The organism is Pseudomonas sp. SIMBA_068, assembly GCF_046534705.1.
GTDB lineage: Bacteria > Pseudomonadota > Gammaproteobacteria > Pseudomonadales > Pseudomonadaceae > Aquipseudomonas > Aquipseudomonas putida.
This window is the reverse complement of record NZ_JAWRYI010000019.1, coordinates 1-16,896: the sequence shown is the minus strand read 5'-3', so window position 1 is coordinate 16,896 and position 16,896 is coordinate 1. Positions and strand designations below refer to the sequence as shown.

Below are 16,896 nucleotides of genomic sequence, written 5' to 3'. Positions count from 1 at the left end.
ATCAGTCCGTACTCACAAGCACCCACACGAATTGCTTGATTCAATTTGTTAAAGAGCGTTTGGTTAAGAGCTTTTCGTCTCAACCGAGGCGCGCATTCTACGCCCTCCTCAGAGCCTGTCAAGCGTTTATTTTGAAGTTTTTTGCGAGAAACTCGTTTAGCTTCAAACACTTGACTCAACCGGGTGGCTAGCTTTACTTCGCTACCCCGTTGGAATGGTGCGCATTATAGGGCGGTCATTACGCAGGTCAACCTTTAATTTCAATGATTTGAAATATTTGTGGCTAATCCACTTGAGGGCTATCACGCGCCCCAGCAATTGCGCACTATATTGCTCACCCCTACCCCGCCCAAGGATCGCCGCACCTAAATGAACACCCAGCCCCGCAGCCTGGCCGCCACTCTCTTCCCGATCGGCCTGCTGCTCATAGCCATGGCATCGATCCAGTCCGGTGCCTCCCTGGCCAAAAGCATGTTCCCCATCATTGGCGCACAAGGCACCACCACCCTGCGCCTGATCTTCGCCAGCATCATCATGCTGCTTATATTGCGTCCATGGCGGGTACGCATGACCGCCGCCACCCTGCGCAACGTGGTCATCTATGGCATGGCACTGGGCGGGATGAACTTCCTCTTCTATATGGCCCTGCAAACAGTACCGATCGGCATCGCCGTGGCCCTGGAGTTCACCGGGCCGTTGGCAGTGGCGATCTTCTCCTCGCGCCGGCCGATCGACTTCCTGTGGATTGCCTTGGCCATCGCCGGCCTGCTGCTGTTGCTGCCAGCTGGCCACAGCGGCCAGGCACTCGACCCGGTGGGCGCTGCTTACGCCCTGGGCGCAGGTGTATGCTGGGCCCTCTATATTCTGTTCGGGCAACGCGCCGGGGCCGAGCACGGTATCCAGAGTGCAGCCTTGGGGGTGGTAGTCGCCGCCCTGTTCGTCGCCCCCATCGGTATCGCCCACGCCGGTAGCGCTCTGCTCACACCTGCCTTGATCCCCATGGCCCTGGCCGTTGCGGTACTGTCCACCGCCCTGCCCTACAGCCTGGAAATGGTTGCCCTCACGCGTATCCCGGCACGCACCTTCGGCACCTTGATGAGCATCGAACCAGCGTTCGGCGCACTGTCCGGCCTGCTGTTCCTCGGCGAGGTGCTGACACTCACCCAATGGCTGGCGATCGGGGCAATCATCGCCGCGTCGGTTGGCACTACCTTGTCCATGCGCAAGGAGCCCACACCGGCTGTTGCAGCAGACTGATATGAGAAATATTTTCATTTGAGACAGGATTAGTGATTGTAGCCGCCCGTCTCGCTGATTAAGCTGTCACAGAATCATCATCTTTGCGCTATTTACTGGACCGAACACGGACGCTGGGAATATTTTCAGGAAGAAGCGAAGCGATAACGACAGGGCCAGGCAGCTGATCCGCCCTGCATTTAAGGACAGGAATGAAACGTATTTTTCTCATCCTGGCCATCTTGGCTATTGCTGGATGTGCCGCTACAGCCAAGACTGAGGTCAAAAGGGGCAAGAAGGGCCTGCATATCAATTGCTCCGGCCTTTCCTCCTCATGGGACAACTGCTACAGCAAGGCCGAGAGCTCCTGCAGCACGCGCGGATACCGGGTCATCGCCCGCTCTGGTGACAGTGATGAAGAAGCCGGTGATTACTTGTTCGGCATCAACCCGGCGGGCTACACCAGCCGCAGCATGATCGTCATCTGCAAGTAGAAAAAAGGGCAGCTCACAGGCTGCCCTTTTTCATTTGCCCTTACAGGGGCGCGGTACGCACCTGCAGCCAGGCCAGCGCATCACCCTTGAGCAGCGGTGCCAGACGCTCACGCACGTTCGCGTGATAGCCGTTCAGCCACTCCACCTCTTCCTTGGCCAGCAGCTCGGGCAACAGGCAGCGGGTATCGATGGGGCACAGCGTCAAGGTCTCGAAGCGCAGGAAGTCGCCGAAGGCACTCTTGCCCGCCTCACGGTTGACCACCAGGTTCTCGATACGGACACCCCACTGCCCCGGGCGGTACGTACCCGGCTCGATCGAGCTGATCATGCCCGCTTGCATCGCGGTCTGCGGTGCAGGTGCCGCCTGGTAGGCAATCACTTGGGGCCCTTCGTGCACGTTCATGAAGTAGCCAACACCATGCCCGGTACCGTGGCCATAATCGACCTGGTCAGCCCAGATTGGCGCCCGGGCAATGGCGTCGAGCAACGGCGACAGTATTCCTCGCGGGAAAGTGGCACGCGACAGGGCGATCATGCCCTTGAGCACCCGGGTACAGTCCAGCTTCTGTGCGTGGCTGGGGCTACCGACTGGCACCATACGGGTGATGTCGGTGGTGCCACCCAGGTATTGCCCGCCAGAGTCGATCAGCAGCAAGCCATCACCCTCGATGACCGCATGCGACTGCTCGGTGGCACGGTAATGGGGCATGGCGCCATTGCCATTGAAGGCGGCAATGGTCGAAAAGCTCAGCGACACGAAGTTCGGGCGCCGGGCACGTGCGGCACTCAATTGCTCCTCAACTGTCAGCTCGGTAATGACCTCTTGGCCAAGGTTGGCCTCGAACCAGGCGAAGAACTCGCACAAGGCCGCACCGTCCTGCTCCATGACATGGCGGATATGCACCAGGTCATCGGCACCTTTGCAGGATTTGCTCAGGGTGGTGGGGTTGAGCCCCTCGACCAGCACCACCTCTGCCGCCAGGTTCCCCAGCAGGCCGCAGGTGACACGGGCAGGGTCCACCAACAACCGCGCCCCCACCGGAACAGCAGCCAGGGCGTTGCCTGCCTCGCTATAGTTGCGCACCTCGATGCCGTCCACCGCCAGCACCTGACGCAAATGCGCGTCCACCTTGTCCTGGCCCACGAACAGAATGGCCTGCTGCTGACTGATCAAGGCAAAGGCCAGGAAAACCGGGTTGTACGAAACATCACTGCCACGCAGGTTGAACAGCCAGGCGATGTCATCCAGAGTTGCAATAAAGTGCCAGTCAGCCCCTTTGGCCTGGATGCCCCGGCGCAATTGCGCGAGCTTTTCCGCCCGGCTTACCGTGGCGTGCGGCGGCAAGTGCTGATACACCGGGTTGGCGGGCAGCGCCGGGCGCCCTACCCAGACCTGGGCTAGCAGGTCCTTGTCGGTCACCAGCCTTGCCCCGCGGGCCTTGAGCCGCTCACCCAGCTGGCGCGCCGACGCCAGCGCCATGACGGCCCCATCCACCGCGACGTTGCCATCGGGCTCGACATTATCACCCAGCCACTCCAGCGCTCCGGGCTTGCCGGGCAGCAGCTTCATCAGTTCGATACCGCTACCGGCCAGCTCGTGATCCGCCTGCTCCCAGTACCGGCTATCGACCCACAACCCTGCAAAAGCGGGCGTGACTACCAGCGTGCCGACCGAGCCGTGAAAACCCGAAAGCCACTGGCGCCCCTGCCAGTAACCGGGCAGGTACTCGGAAAGGTGGGGGTCGGCCGAAGGTACCAGCAAGGCATCGATGCCCCCTGCTGCCATGGCCTGGCGCACATGCGCCAGGCGCTGTGGCACGCTTTGTTCAAGGGTGGTCTGGACGTTCATGCGCTCTCCTGCGGCTACATCACGGTTGATCCAATGCGCTGATAATGGAACAGCCGCCAGAGCCCTGCAATCGGGAAGACCAGGACACGGCATGCATTGCCCGTCACGCCCTGTGCCAACAGGACGCTTCCTACAAAAGGACCAGGACCACCGATCAAGTTCCGCTGAACTTCCCCAGGACACCGGCTTCAGACACAGTACATTCATTGCACACAGGCAAATGACCATGCCCAGTGCCAGCGCACCGAAAGCCGGCGTAGTGCTGCTCGATACCCGCGAACATACACCTGACCATGAGCATGCCGTGCACCTGAAGCTAGCCGATGGCCTGGCCGGCCTGCTGGGCTGCCAGCACGTCCATCCCGCTCATGCACCCACCGCCGCTGATAACTACTATTACCTACCTACCGAAACGCTCGTCGATCCCAGGCACCCTGCCACCTTGGGCATTCGCAGCGAGCAGGACCTGTTCGGCGGCCTGGTGCCACACCCCTACATGGCGACCAAGGCGATTTCCCACCCACTACCAGCCGGGGCCAGTTTCCCGCCGGGCTGGACCGACGACTTCGCCCGACAGGCGAGCGACGCCTTGCTGCGCGGCTATACCGTGTTCAGTAAAGCCGATGCGCGCAGCGCCGCACAATTGCTGCTGCTCGACGGCCCCCTGAGGGTCAAGCCCGTGCTGGCCTGCGCAGGTCGGGGGCAGCAGGTCATCACCAGTGCGGACGCGCTAGAGCCTCTGCTGGCGGGCATGGATGACCAGATGCTGGCGCTGTGGGGGCTGGTGCTCGAAGAAGACTTGAGCGATGTAGAAACCTTCAGCGTCGGCCAGGTGCGCGTCGCCGGCCTGACCTGCAGCTATCACGGCACCCAGCAACTGACCCGTGACCATCAGGGCACCGAGGTGTATGGCGGCTCCGACCTGGTGGTGGTACGTGGCGATTACCAGGCGCTATTGCAATTACCACTGGAAGACTACGTGCGCCTGGCCATCAACCAGGCGATCGCCTACGAGCAGGCCGCCGAGCAACACTTCCCCGGTTTCATCGCCTCGCGGCGCAACTACGACATCGCCCGCGGCTTGACCCCCCAGGGCCACCTGCGCAGCGGCGTGCTCGAACAATCCTGGCGCCTGGGCGGTGCCAGCAGTGCCGAGCTGCTGGCCCTGCAGGCATTTGCCGATGACCCGGCATTGCAGCGGGTGCGTGCATCCACCCATGAAGTGTTCGGCACCCCCGACCTGCCCGCTGACGCCACCCTCTTCTACCAAGGAAACGACAGTGAACTCGGACAACTCAGCAAATTTGCACGGATTCGCGAACATGGCCGTTCAGAGTGAAACCGTTGAACTGCAAGTCGACAACGACAGCATTGTCGGCACCCTGGTCAGCCCTGGCAGCAAGATGCCGGGCATCCTCTTCGTCCACGGCTGGGGCGGTAGCCAGCAGCGTGATCTGGCCCGTGCCCGGCACATCACCGGGCTGGGCTGCGTGTGCATGACCTTCGATCTGCGCGGCCACGAAAAAACCGAAAGCCAACGCCTGACGGTCACCCGCGAACAGAACCTGCAGGACCTGCTGGTGGCCTACGACCGGCTGCTCAGCCATCCGGCCGTAGACAGCAGTGCCATCGCCATCATCGGCAGCAGCTATGGAGGGTACCTGGCAACCTTGCTGACCCGCGAACGGCCAGTCAAATGGCTGGCCCTGAGGGTGCCGGCCATGTACTGGGACGACGAATGGAACACCCCCAAGCAAACCCTCGACCGCCAACGCCTGAGCGCCTACCGCCAGCAATCGCTGGGCCCGGCAGACAATCGCGCGCTGGCGGCGTGCGCAGAATTCGGCGGCGATGTGTTGCTGGTAGAGTCCGAGCAGGACGACTACGTGCCGCACAGTACGCTGATGAGCTACCGTTCGGCATTCGTCAGCGCCCACTCACTTACCCATCGCATCGTCGACGGTGCCGACCACGCGTTGTCCAGCGAAGCGAGCCAGAAAGCCTACAGTTCGATCCTGGCGGCGTGGATCAGCGAAATGGTGATCGGTGCCCGCCTGGACCGCTACCCGCACTACGCCCCCTGGTATGCCTGAGGCTCACCCACCTCGCACTGCAGGCCACCATCAGCGCCACGCACCAGGCTGCGCAAGGTCTGGTAGGCGGCAAAGTTGACGCCCCGCGCCTGATGCTGGCCCAGCAGTTCAAGGAAAGACTCCTCGACGAAGTGCACGGCCGCCGCCGCCCACGCCTGGCGAGATTGCCATTGCAGGTACTGCAACACCCGGCTGCCATCGTCACTGGCCTGGATGCTGACACCCTGCAGCCCTTCGCAGCGCGTGGCCAGCGCCTCGCTGCGCGCCACCAGCGCCTGGGCCAGCGCTTGCTGGCACAGGCTGGGCACTTCGTATTCGATCATCTGGGTGAACCACAGCGCATGAGGGTTTGCCGACATCGACGTTCTCCTGGTTACGGACGCATGCTTGGCGATGCCGAGCAGGGTAAAACCTCAAGCAAAGTCAAGGTCAAGTGGTTTCTGCCCGTGCAAACAGCCTATAACTAACGTCTCCCGACAACTACTGCCACAGGAGGCAGCATGAGCAAGCAGGCGCTGATCATCATCGACATCCAGAACGACTACTTCCCAGGCGGCAAGTGGACCCTCGATGGCGCCGACCAGGCGGCCGACAACGCCGCCCGGCTGCTGGCGGCGGCACGCCAGCGCGGCGACCTGGTGGTCCATGTGCGGCATGAATTCGACAGCGCCGATGCGCCATTTTTCGCACCCGGTTCGCAGGGTGCGGCCATCCACGCCAAGGTCGAGCCGGTGGCAGGTGAGCCGGTGGTGCTCAAGCACAAGGTCAACGCCTTCCTCGGTACCGACCTTGAGAACACGCTGGACCGACATGGCGTGGAAGCCCTGACCATCGTTGGCAGCATGAGCCACATGTGCATCGATGCCGCTACCCGTGCCGCGGCCGACCTGGGCTACACGGTGACCGTGGCACACGATGCCTGCGCTACCCTGCCGCTGGAGTTCGACGGCAAGCAGGTGCCGGCGGCGCAGGTGCATGATTCGGCGATGGCCGCCTTGGCGTTTGCCTATGCGTCGGTGGTGAAGACCGATGAGCTGCTGAAAAACTGATCGGCATCAGAGCTTTGGGGGCGCTTTGCGCCCCCGTTCCGACCTGTCCGGCGCCCCGGCGAGGCCACTCCCACGGGTAACGCGCAAGCAAGAACCGTAAGCGATCCCTGTGGGAGCGGCCCTGTGTCGCGATGGGCTGCGCAGCAGCCCCAACGCTTGCAAACTCAGATCACCACATTACGCACAAAACGCACTGCCACCACCCCATCGTTACGGTAGGCATACTGGCAGTTGCTAGGGAACACATGGAACTGCCCCACCAGCAGCCGATGCTCAACCCCTTCAATGACCAGCGTCAGTTGCCCTTCTGCCACATAGATCTGCTCGCTCCAGCCTTCGGCATCAGCCTCGCTGGAATAGCACTCGCCCGGTGCCAGGGTCCACTCCCAAAGCTCCACCTCACGCCGTGCCGCACTGCTACCCAGCAGCACGGCCTTGCTCTGCGGGTATTCACCGGCCCAGGCCAGTTCCTCGATGCGCCCGGGGTCACGCTGGTCCGGTGCCTGGATCAAGGTGCTGAAAGCCACCCCCAAGGCTTCGGCGATCAGGTCGAGGGTGGTCAGGCTGACATTCTTCTCGCCCGCCTCGATTGCCACCAGCATGCGCCGGCTGACCCCTGAGCGCTCGGCCAACGCTGTCTGGCTCAACCCGGAAGCATGGCGCAGGCTGCGTACGTTGAGGCTTACATGTTGCAGCACCGATGCCCGATGCGAAGTATCTTTGTGCACTATATTGCTCACTGGTAGAGATTGCGCAGTATACTGCCCACTTTGCGGCGATTGTGCGCCGCCCCCTCCGAGTGCGCAAGACCATGAGCCAGGCCCGCAAAACACCCACGCCCGCCGTTACCTTCCGCCTGAGCAAGGCAGAACTGGTGCTGGTGTTCATCACCATGTTGTGGGGCGGCACCTTCCTGCTGGTGCATAACGTAATGACCGTCAGCGGCCCGATGTTCTTCGTCGGCCTGCGCTTCGCTGCGGCAGCGCTGTTCGTGGGCGTGGTTTCGGCGCGGGCGTTGCCCGGGCTGACCTTCACCGAGCTCAAGGCCGGCATGCTGATAGGCGTGTCGATCATGCTCGGCTACGGCCTGCAAACCATGGGGCTGCAGACCATCAGCAGCAGCCAGTCGGCGTTCATCACTGCGTTGTACGTGCCGTTCGTGCCGCTGTTGCAGTGGCTGGTGCTGGGCCGCCGGCCTGGCCTGATGCCCAGCATCGGCATTTGCCTGGCATTCATCGGCCTGATGCTGCTGGCCGGGCCGGAAGGCGGCAGCCTGCACTTCAGCGAGGGCGAGGTGGTTACCCTGGTCAGCGCCGTCGCGATCGCCGCCGAAATCATCCTGATCAGCCGTTACGCCGGCCAGGTCGATGTGCGCCGGGTCACCGTGGTGCAACTGGCGACTGCTTCGCTGCTGGCGTTCCTGATGATCGTGCCGACCCAGGAGCGCATCCCCGACTTTTCTTGGCTGCTGCTGGCCAGCGCAATAGGCCTGGGTGCCATGAGCGCGGTGATCCAGGTGGCCATGAACTGGGCGCAGAAGTCGGTCTCGCCCACCCGCGCCACCCTCATTTATGCCGGTGAACCGGTGTGGGCCGGGATCGTCGGGCGCATCGCCGGCGAACGCCTGCCGGGCGTGGCGCTGCTCGGTGGCCTGCTGATCGTGATCGCGGTGGTAGTCAGCGAACTCAAGGTACGCCGCCCCCGCGAAACCGTCGAAGCGCAGGACGTCCAGAGTGAAGGCGAGCGCCAGACCGGTCTGTAAAGATGACAACAGCGACTATGCTTTGTAAAAAACTGTTATAAAAAAACAGCTTGTCACAGCCTGTTTGTAGGATTCTGCGACAGCTTGCGTGTTGGTGATCACTTCCCCGGCACGTATGATCTTTGCAAACTTCTCCAGAATAGGCCCCTATGTCATTGATAGTGCTATTGCTTCTGCCGTTCGTGGGCAGTTGCCTGGCAGCCGTGCTGCCGCACAACGCACGTAACGCCGAGTCCATTCTCGCCGGGCTCGTGGCCCTGGTCGGCACCGTCCAGGTAGCACTGCTGTACCCTCAAATTGCCCACGGGGGCGTGATTCGCGAAGAATTCCTCTGGCTGCCCAGCCTGGGGTTGAACCTGGTACTGCGCATGGACGGCTTTGCCTGGCTGTTCTCGTTGCTGGTGCTGGGCATCGGTACGCTGGTGTCGCTGTATGCGCGCTACTACATGTCGCCACAGGACCCGGTGCCGCGTTTCTTCGCCTTCTTCCTGGCCTTCATGGGCGCCATGCTCGGCCTGGTCATTTCCGGCAACCTGATCCAGCTGGTGTTCTTCTGGGAACTCACCAGCCTGTTCTCCTTCCTGCTGATCGGCTACTGGCACCACCGCGCAGACGCCCGGCGTGGCGCCTACATGGCGCTCATGGTGACCGGCGCAGGTGGCTTGTGCCTGCTGGTGGGTGCCCTGCTGCTCGGCCATGTGGTCGGCAGCTATGACCTGGACAAGGTCCTGGCTGCCGGCGACACCATCCGCCAGCATGCGCTGTACCCGGTGCTGCTGCCCCTGATCCTCATCGGCGCCCTCAGCAAAAGCGCACAGTTCCCCTTCCACTTCTGGCTGCCCCATGCCATGGCAGCGCCCACCCCGGTATCGGCCTATCTGCACTCTGCCACCATGGTCAAAGCCGGGGTGTTCCTGCTGGCGCGCTTCTGGCCGGTGCTGTCGGGCAGCGAAGAGTGGTTCTGGATCGTCGGCGGTGCCGGCGCCCTCACCCTGCTGCTCGGCGCCTTCGCCGCCATGTTCCAGAACGACCTCAAAGGCCTGCTGGCCTATTCAACCATCAGCCACCTGGGCCTGATTACCCTGCTGCTGGGCCTGAACAGCCCGCTGGCCGCGGTCGCGGCGGTGTTCCACATCCTCAACCACGCCACCTTCAAGGCCTCGCTGTTCATGGCCGCCGGCATCATTGACCACGAGAGCGGCACCCGTGACATCCGCCGTCTCAGCGGCCTGATCCGCCTGGTGCCCTACACCGCCACCCTGGCCATGGTGGCCAGCGCCTCCATGGCCGGCGTGCCGCTGATGAACGGTTTCCTGTCCAAGGAAATGTTCTTTGCCGAAACGGTGTTCATCAGTTCTACCGCCTGGGTCGAAGCAACGCTGCCGGTGATCGCCACACTGGCCGGTACCTTCAGCGTGGCCTATGCCCTGCGCTTTACCGTAGATGTGTTCTTCGGCCCCACTGCGCAGGACCTGCCCCACACCCCGCACGAACCACCACGCTGGATGCGTGCGCCGGTCGAACTGCTGGTACTCACCTGCCTGGTGGTGGGCATTTTCCCCGCCCAGTCGGTCGGCCCGCTGCTGGCCGCCGCAGCCCTTCCGGTAGTAGGCGGTACCCTGCCAGAGTACAGCCTGGCCATCTGGCATGGCTGGAACGCGCCGCTGATCATGAGCCTGGTGGCCATGAGCGGCGGCATCGTGCTGTACCTGCTGCTGCGCAAGCAACTGCGCCTGGGCCGCTTCCCGTACCCACCGGTGATCGAACGTTTCAATGGCAAACGCCTGTTCGAGCACGGCCAGGTGCACCTGATGTTGCTGGCCCGGCACGTCGAGCGCCTGTTCACCACCCGCCGCCTTCAGTCACAACTGTTCATGCTGGTGCTCGCCGCCTTCCTCGCCGGCCTCACGCCCATGCTCTACGGCGGGCTCAGCTGGGGCGACCGGCCCAAGATTCCGGGTTCGGGCGTGTTCGTCGCGCTGTGGCTGATCGCCATTGCCTGCGCCATCGGCGCCGCCTACCAGGCCAAGTACCACCGCCTCGCGGCACTGATCATGGTCAGTGTCTGCGGCCTGATGACCTGCATTACCTTTGTCTGGTTCTCCGCACCCGACCTGGCCCTGACCCAGCTGGTGGTGGAGGTGGTCACCACGGTGCTGATCCTGCTGGGCCTGCGCTGGCTGCCACGGCGTATCGAAGGCGTATCGCCGCTACCGGGCAGCCAGGAACGCGCGCGCATGCGTCGCCTGCGCGACCTGCTACTGGCAGTGCTGGTGGGTGGCGGCATGGCCGTGCTGTCTTACGCCATGCTGACCCGGCCGACGCCCAACGACATTTCCTCGTTCTACCTGAGCCGGGCGCTGCCCCAAGGCGGCGGCACCAATGTGGTGAATGTCATGCTGGTCGACTTCCGTGGCTTCGATACCCTCGGTGAAATCACCGTGCTGGTGGCCGTGGCGCTGACCGTGTTCGCCCTGCTGCGGCGCTTCCGCCCGCCGAAAGAAAGCATGCAGTTGCCGGCGCAACAACGCCAGCTCGCGCCTGATGTGGTCACCGACCTGATCAACCCGCGGCATGCCACCGACACCGCCCTGGGCTTCATGATGGTGCCTGCGGTGCTGGTGCGCCTGCTGCTGCCCATCGCCCTGCTGGTGTCGATGTACCTGTTCATGCGTGGCCACAACCAGCCAGGTGGCGGTTTCGTCGCCGGCCTGGTGATGTCGGTGGCGTTCATCCTGCAGTACATGGTGGCTGGCACCCAGTGGGTAGAGGCGCAGATGAGCCTGCGCCCACTGCGCTGGATGGGTACCGGATTGCTGTGCGCCACCCTGACAGGGGTCGGCGCCATGCTGCTGGGCTACCCGTTCCTGACCACCCATACCGCCCACTTGCACCTGCCGTTGCTCGGTGATGTGCACGTGGCCAGCGCGCTGTTCTTCGATGTTGGCGTGTACACCGTGGTGGTCGGCTCGACCCTGCTGATCCTCACTGCCCTGGCGCACCAGTCGGTGCGCGCTTACCGCCCGGGCAATTCATCGAAAACCAGCCAAGCAGGAGCCGCCTGATGGAAGAAGTCATTGCAGTCGCCATCGGCGTGCTGGCCGCCTCGGGGGTGTGGCTGATCCTGCGCCCGCGGACCTACCAGGTGATCATGGGCCTGTGCCTGCTGTCGTACGGCGTGAACCTGTTCATCTTCAGCATGGGCAGCCTGTTCATCGGCAAGGAACCGATCATCAAGGATGGCGTCACCCAGGACCTGCTGCACTACACCGACCCGCTGCCCCAGGCCCTGGTACTGACGGCCATCGTCATCAGCTTTGCCATGACCGCGCTGTTCCTGGTGGTGTTGCTGGCCTCGCGCGGCCTGACCGGCACCGACCACGTGGATGGCCGGGAGCGTGACGAATGAATGGCATGAGCCAACTGATTGTCGCGCCCATCCTGCTGCCACTGTTAACGGCAGCCGTGATGTTGTTGCTGGGGGAGAAACACCGGCATATCAAGGCCCGCCTCAACCTGCTGTCGACCTTCGCCGGCCTGGCCGTCGCGGTCAGCCTGCTGCTGTGGGTGCGCACCCAGGGCCAGGCGGAGTCGATCGGCGTCTACCTGCCGGGCAACTGGCCTGCACCGTTCGGGATCGTCCTGGTGGTGGACCACCTGTCGGCGCTGCTGCTGACCCTCACCGGGATCATCGGCTTTAGCGCCCTGTTGTTTGCCCGCGCCCGCTGGGACGGGGCCGGGGCCAGCTTCCATGCGCTGTTCCAGATTCAGCTGATGGGCCTGTACGGCGCCTTTCTCACCGCCGACCTGTTCAACCTGTTCGTATTCTTCGAGGTGCTGCTGGCAGCTTCCTATGGCTTGCTGCTACATGGTTCGGGGCGTGCACGGGTACGTGCCGGCCTCCACTACATCGCCATCAACCTGTTCGCCTCGTCGCTGTTCCTGATCGGCGCGGCAATGCTGTATGGGGTAACCGGCACCCTGAACATGGCCGACCTGGCGCTGAAGATCCCACTGGTACCGGAGGCCGACCGTGGCCTGCTGCATGCCGGTGCGGCAATCCTGGCCATGGCCTTCCTGGTCAAGGCCGGTATCTGGCCGCTGAACTTTTGGCTGGTGCCCGCCTACTCCTCGGCCAGCGCACCGGTAGCTGCGTTGTTCGCCATCATGACCAAGGTCGGCCTGTACGCCCTGCTGCGCCTGTGGACCCTGCTGTTCTCCGGGCAGGCTGGGGCCTCGGCGCATTTCGGTGGCGAATGGCTGGTGTACGGTGGCCTGGTCACCCTGGCAGTGGCAGCAGTGTCGATCCTGGCGGCACAACGCCTGGAACGCATGGCGGCGCTCAGCATCCTGGTCTCGGCCGGCACCCTGCTTGGCGCCGTCGGCTTTGCCCAATCGGCGCTGACGGGTGCGGCGCTGTTCTACCTGGTCAACTCGACCCTGGCGCTGTGCGCGCTGTTCCTGCTCGCCGAACTGGTCGAACGCTCGCGCTCGGCCAACGAAGTGCCGCTGGACGAAGAGGAAGACGCCATGCCGCCACCGCTGGAGTCGTTGCACCCACCCAAGGGCATCAACCTCGACGACGAGCAGAAGGTGGTGATCGGCCAGATCATCCCGTGGACCATGGCCTTCCTCGGCCTCAGCTTCATCGCCTGCGCCTTGCTGATCATCGGCATGCCTCCGTTGTCAGGCTTCGTCGGCAAGCTCAACCTGATCAGCGCACTGTTCAACCCGCAGGGTCTTGGCGTGCCGGCCGAGCAGCCGCTGAGTGCGGCGGGCTGGGGCTTGGTGGCGCTGCTGATACTGTCCGGCATGGCCTCGCTGATCGCCTTCGGCCGCGTCGGCATCCAGCGCTTCTGGAAGCCCGAGGAGCGCCCGTCGCCGGTGCTGCGCCGCTATGAGTGTCTGCCCATCGTCATCCTGCTCGGCCTGTGCATCATCCTCAGCCTCAAGGCCGAGCCATTGCTGCGCTACACCCAGGACACTGCCGCCAGCCTGCAGGCCCCCGATGCCTACATTGAAGCCGTGATGGCCGCCCGGCCGATTCCTGGCCCCACCTCGCTCGACATCCAGGTGCAGCCATGAACCGACTGTTCCCCGCCCCGCTGCTATCGGTTTCGCTGTTCGGCCTGTGGCTGCTGCTGAACCTCTCGGTCAGCCCCGGCAACCTGCTGCTGGGCGCCGCACTTGGCGTGCTGGCGCCACTGCTGATGGCGCCACTGCGCCCACAGCATGCCCACGTGCGTCGACCAATGGTCATCGCCCGGCTGATAGGCCGCGTAGGCATCGATGTGATCCTGTCCAACCTGCTGGTTGCCCGTGGCGTGCTGCGTGCTGGCAAGCAACCACCACGCTCGGCGTTCGTGCACATTCCGTTGGCCCTGCACGATGCACATGGGCTGGCGGCACTGTCGATGATCACTACGGTCGTGCCCGGCACGGTCTGGTCCGAGCTGGCGCTGGACCGCAGCGTATTGCTGCTGCATGTGTTCGATCTGGACGATGAGGCGGCCTTTATCCAGCACTTCAAGGACACCTATGAACGCCCGCTGATGGAGATATTCCAATGACAGGCCTGCTCGCCAATGCTGTCCTTGCCAGCCTGTTCATCTTCGCCTTGGCCATGGGCCTGGCGCTGATCCGGCTGTTCCGTGGCCCGTCCGCCCAGGACCGGGTGCTGGCGCTGGACTACCTGTACATCCTGGCCATGCTGACCATGCTGGTGCTGGGTATCCGTTATGCCAGTGACACCTACTTCGAAGGTGCCCTGCTAATTGCGCTGTTCGGCTTCGTCGGCTCGTTTGCCCTGGCCAAGTTCCTGCTGCGCGGTGAGGTGATCGAATGACCGAAACCCTGGTACTGCCCTTCTGGCTGGAAGTGGTCACCGCCGCGCTGCTGCTGACCGGCAGCCTGTTCGCGCTGGTCGGAGCGATAGGCCTGGTGCGCCTGAAGGATTACTTCCAGCGCATGCACCCGCCAGCGCTGGCGTCGACCATTGGCGCCTGGTGCGTAGCGCTGGCTTCGATCATCTACTTCTCATGGCTCAAGGAAGCACCGGTACTGCACGCTTGGCTGATTCCCATCCTGCTGTCGATCACCGTGCCAGTGACCACGCTGCTGCTGGCCCGGGCGGCGTTGTTTCGCAAGCGCATGTCGAAAGAGCCAGTGCCTGAAGAAGTCAGCAGCGGCCGCGACCGGGGCAACTGAAGGGCCGCCGCCTCACCCTTGGCTGAGGCGCTGCAGCTCCCGCCGTACCATGGCGGCATAAGGGGGCGGACCGAGCCGGTACAACTCACCCGCCACCCAGTGCAACCAGGCGCCTTGCAGCTCCCCACGCCTGGCCAGCAAACGTTCGGCCTCGGCCACGGCATCTGCCTGGTGCTGTCGATGAAACTCGACACGCGTGACAGGCGCATCGCCACTGTCGGTCATTCACTGGCCTTGAAGGTGGTCAACTCGCCCTTGCGCCATTTGGCAACCTTGCCGGTCACCGCCTTTAGCAATTTGCCCAAGCCTTCCTGAACCTGCTGTTGCGCGGCGAAAACCAGCATCACGCCATGCCCCTCGCGCAACACGATGCCCTCACCTTCGGGTACCGAAACGAAGGCGTAATCGCCCACGCCATACACATTCAGTTTGATTTCGCGAAAGCGCATTTCCAGCTTGCCACCTTCACGGCTGGGCAACACCGCAGCGCGGAAGTGATCGCCGACTTTCAATTCAAGGCGCTGCTTGTCATCGACCACCAATGCTTCTTCGGTGTCGATTTCGGCCATGTAAAGGCCTTCGGGTGTTTGTTCGGTAACGTAGATAAAGCGGCCCTGGAACAGCTGGGCCAATTTACCGCGCAAGTCGCCTAAGGCGAACAACGCATGGGTATCAAGTGTGCTGACTGCCAATGAAGTAATCCTCAACCGGTTACAACCCGCCCTCTCCCAAGCTCGGGGAGGCACGGCCATTTCTTATCGATAGGCGAAAAGAGTAATAAAGCGATATGCGAAATGTCTGTGCCCGCTGACGATGCAGCGTGCAGGAATCTTTACTCTGGTTTGCCAGATTCGCCCTCAAACGAAGGCGTTTGGCTCATTCCCGACTTGGGAAGCGTGATGCCTGAGATCACTTACCAGAAAACGCAACCATGGGGGTGAGCCTGCAAGTAGACAAGCCCTGGCATCCATGTGCGTATTACCGTAGGACAAATATGCCCGAAAACACCGAAACCCGTCGAGAGGCAAAAAACAATTTCAGGCGGCCAGGCCTTTCTTCAGTTGCTGCTGCCAGGCAGCTTGGCATTCAAGTGCCTCTGCACGCGTGGCGAAGGCGGTGCCCCGACGCTCGCCATTGACCAGCACCACCCAACAGATGCGTTTACCCAGCGCCTGCAAGGTGGCTGGCACACCCGAACCTATCATCACAGCTACATCGACCCGGCTATTCATCATGCCCTCCGGCACTTAGTTAGCACCCTAACGATAGCGTTATGATACGCCTGCCCGCCGGGAGAAAACAGCGCTTCGCGGTACAGCACTGTTACGTTCGGGACAACAAAACCGGTATCAGCAAAAAACACAAAAAGCCCCAGGGATTGCTCCGTGGGGCTTGGCACCGCGCGCGGGTTTATACCTGGCGCTGGTGGCGGTCGAGCTGCTCGTGGCGCTCTTGCGCTTCGATGCAGTACTTGGTGGTCGGGCTGATCAGCAGGCGCTTCAGGCCAATTGGCTCACCGCTGTCATCGCACCAGCCGAAGCTCTCGTCGGAGATACGGTCCAGCGCCATTTCCAGCTGAGGCAGCAGGCGCTGGTCGCGCTCGATGGCATTGACCAGCCAGCTACGCTCTTCTTCGACCGACGCCACATCGGCAGGGTCCGACGGAGTGTCCAGGCCTTCGATGGTGGCACGGCTGAGCTCGATGCGTTCATGGGTTTCGACTTTCATCGACTGCAGCAGGCCAGTGAAGAAAGCCAGCTGGTCAGCGTTCATGTAGTCATCGGCCGACATGGCCAGCAACTGTTCCTTGGTCATCGATTTCTCTATGAAAAAATGTGCATTGGGGCGATTCGGGTGCCGCCGACGCCTTGGCATCGGCAGCGGAAATTTTCAAGCGCCAACCGGCACTCTTTCTCAGGGGGCGGCAGTCTAAGGCGCCACGTCGCGTGGAGCAACTGCAATCGGGTGCAAATTTGCTTCCCGTGCTTACAATCCGCCGGTCGGCACCCCAGCTCTGCTGCATAGCCAGTAGTGAACAGTATTTCTGGCTGCGGCCATATCGCCGGCTTTTGATCTTGATCTTGATCTTGATCTTGATCTTGATCTTCGCGACTTCAGGAGGCCGAACACAGGCCTTGCGAAGGGAGGTGACGGGCATGGATGCCCGTCAAGCGCTGGGCCCCAGGATGGGGCCTGCAGCGCGGTC

19 protein-coding genes are annotated in these 16,896 nt (G+C 62.7%); 12 read left to right on the top strand and 7 right to left on the bottom strand.

Going from position 1 to position 16,896, the window contains the following annotated elements:
* Window positions 1-369 precede the first annotated feature (369 nt).
* Window positions 370-1,257: a threonine/homoserine exporter RhtA gene (gene rhtA / locus SB756_RS27665; RefSeq protein WP_410912683.1), complete on the top strand. Its 888-nt coding sequence runs from the start codon at window positions 370-372 to the stop codon at window positions 1,255-1,257.
* A gap of 191 nt (window positions 1,258-1,448) precedes the next feature.
* On the top strand, window positions 1,449-1,730 hold the full coding sequence (locus SB756_RS27660; protein WP_016500618.1) for a hypothetical protein: 282 nt from the start codon (window positions 1,449-1,451) through the stop codon (window positions 1,728-1,730).
* A gap of 40 nt (window positions 1,731-1,770) precedes the next feature.
* On the opposite strand, the gene SB756_RS27655 is transcribed toward SB756_RS27660, so the two are convergent.
* Window positions 1,771-3,579 carry an aminopeptidase P family protein gene (locus SB756_RS27655; protein ID WP_410912681.1) on the bottom strand — a complete coding sequence of 603 codons (1,809 nt, stop codon included), beginning with the start codon at window positions 3,577-3,579 and terminating at the stop codon, window positions 1,771-1,773.
* A 220-nt stretch (window positions 3,580-3,799) separates the two neighbouring features.
* Here SB756_RS27655 and SB756_RS27650 point away from each other — a divergent pair, with 220 nt between their 5' ends.
* Window positions 3,800-4,918 carry a DUF3182 family protein gene (locus SB756_RS27650; protein WP_174371660.1) on the top strand — a complete coding sequence of 373 codons (1,119 nt, stop codon included), beginning with the start codon at window positions 3,800-3,802 and terminating at the stop codon, window positions 4,916-4,918.
* A complete protein-coding gene (locus SB756_RS27645) occupies window positions 4,902-5,672 on the top strand; it encodes an alpha/beta hydrolase family protein (protein WP_341798118.1) in 771 nt (256 codons plus the stop codon). Before SB756_RS27650 ends, SB756_RS27645 begins: the two co-directional genes overlap by 17 nt.
* On the opposite strand, the gene SB756_RS27640 is transcribed toward SB756_RS27645, so the two are convergent.
* Window positions 5,651-6,031, bottom strand: coding sequence for an antibiotic biosynthesis monooxygenase (locus SB756_RS27640; protein ID WP_016500622.1), 381 nt, complete (start codon window positions 6,029-6,031; stop codon window positions 5,651-5,653). The two genes, SB756_RS27645 and SB756_RS27640, sit on opposite strands and share 22 nt — an antisense overlap.
* A 141-nt stretch (window positions 6,032-6,172) precedes the next feature.
* Between SB756_RS27640 and SB756_RS27635 the strand changes: the two genes are divergently transcribed.
* The gene (locus SB756_RS27635; protein ID WP_016500623.1) at window positions 6,173-6,721 is read left to right on the top strand and encodes a cysteine hydrolase family protein; all 549 of its coding nucleotides are present in this window, start codon (window positions 6,173-6,175) and stop codon (window positions 6,719-6,721) included.
* 164 nt (window positions 6,722-6,885) lie between these two features.
* Here SB756_RS27635 and SB756_RS27630 read toward each other — a convergent pair whose 3' ends face one another.
* A complete protein-coding gene (locus SB756_RS27630) occupies window positions 6,886-7,449 on the bottom strand; it encodes a helix-turn-helix domain-containing protein (protein ID WP_049276084.1) in 564 nt (187 codons plus the stop codon).
* Between the two features lie 83 nt (window positions 7,450-7,532).
* Between SB756_RS27630 and SB756_RS27625 the strand changes: the two genes are divergently transcribed.
* The 7 genes from SB756_RS27625 to SB756_RS27595 all read left to right on the top strand — a co-directional run bounded on the left by SB756_RS27625 (window position 7,533) and on the right by SB756_RS27595 (window position 14,690).
* Window positions 7,533-8,483: a DMT family transporter gene (locus SB756_RS27625; RefSeq protein WP_410912678.1), complete on the top strand. Its 951-nt coding sequence runs from the start codon at window positions 7,533-7,535 to the stop codon at window positions 8,481-8,483.
* Window positions 8,484-8,632: 149 nt separating this feature from the next.
* Window positions 8,633-11,548 carry a monovalent cation/H+ antiporter subunit A gene (locus SB756_RS27620; protein ID WP_410912676.1) on the top strand — a complete coding sequence of 972 codons (2,916 nt, stop codon included), beginning with the start codon at window positions 8,633-8,635 and terminating at the stop codon, window positions 11,546-11,548.
* Window positions 11,548-11,892 carry a Na+/H+ antiporter subunit C gene (locus SB756_RS27615; RefSeq protein WP_003250128.1) on the top strand — a complete coding sequence of 115 codons (345 nt, stop codon included), beginning with the start codon at window positions 11,548-11,550 and terminating at the stop codon, window positions 11,890-11,892. Before SB756_RS27620 ends, SB756_RS27615 begins: the two co-directional genes overlap by 1 nt.
* A complete protein-coding gene (locus SB756_RS27610) occupies window positions 11,889-13,568 on the top strand; it encodes a monovalent cation/H+ antiporter subunit D (protein WP_410912674.1) in 1,680 nt (559 codons plus the stop codon). The genes SB756_RS27615 and SB756_RS27610 overlap by 4 nt, the downstream gene beginning before the upstream one ends.
* A complete protein-coding gene (locus SB756_RS27605; protein WP_016500628.1) occupies window positions 13,565-14,053 on the top strand; it encodes a Na+/H+ antiporter subunit E in 489 nt (162 codons plus the stop codon). The genes SB756_RS27610 and SB756_RS27605 overlap by 4 nt, the downstream gene beginning before the upstream one ends.
* Complete coding sequence (locus tag SB756_RS27600) at window positions 14,050-14,328, top strand: K+/H+ antiporter subunit F (protein WP_003250109.1); 279 nt, start codon at window positions 14,050-14,052, stop codon at window positions 14,326-14,328. Before SB756_RS27605 ends, SB756_RS27600 begins: the two co-directional genes overlap by 4 nt.
* A complete protein-coding gene (locus SB756_RS27595; RefSeq protein WP_016500629.1) occupies window positions 14,325-14,690 on the top strand; it encodes a Na+/H+ antiporter subunit G in 366 nt (121 codons plus the stop codon). The genes SB756_RS27600 and SB756_RS27595 overlap by 4 nt, the downstream gene beginning before the upstream one ends.
* A 12-nt stretch (window positions 14,691-14,702) precedes the next feature.
* Here the strand turns inward: SB756_RS27595 and SB756_RS27590 are convergent, their stop codons facing one another.
* The 4 genes from SB756_RS27590 to SB756_RS27575 form a co-directional block, all read right to left on the bottom strand.
* Window positions 14,703-14,915 (bottom strand): hypothetical protein, encoded by a 213-nt coding sequence (locus SB756_RS27590; protein WP_174371662.1) that lies wholly within the window; start codon window positions 14,913-14,915, stop codon window positions 14,703-14,705.
* Window positions 14,912-15,382: a hypothetical protein gene (locus SB756_RS27585; RefSeq protein WP_016500631.1), complete on the bottom strand. Its 471-nt coding sequence runs from the start codon at window positions 15,380-15,382 to the stop codon at window positions 14,912-14,914. The genes SB756_RS27590 and SB756_RS27585 overlap by 4 nt, the downstream gene beginning before the upstream one ends.
* Before the next feature lie 345 nt (window positions 15,383-15,727).
* Window positions 15,728-15,922 (bottom strand): hypothetical protein, encoded by a 195-nt coding sequence (locus SB756_RS27580; RefSeq protein WP_049276091.1) that lies wholly within the window; start codon window positions 15,920-15,922, stop codon window positions 15,728-15,730.
* 178 nt (window positions 15,923-16,100) lie between these two features.
* Entirely contained in the window at window positions 16,101-16,505 is a 405-nt protein-coding gene (locus SB756_RS27575) for a TraR/DksA family transcriptional regulator (RefSeq protein WP_341798113.1), read from the bottom strand.
* Window positions 16,506-16,896: the final 391 nt, after the last annotated feature.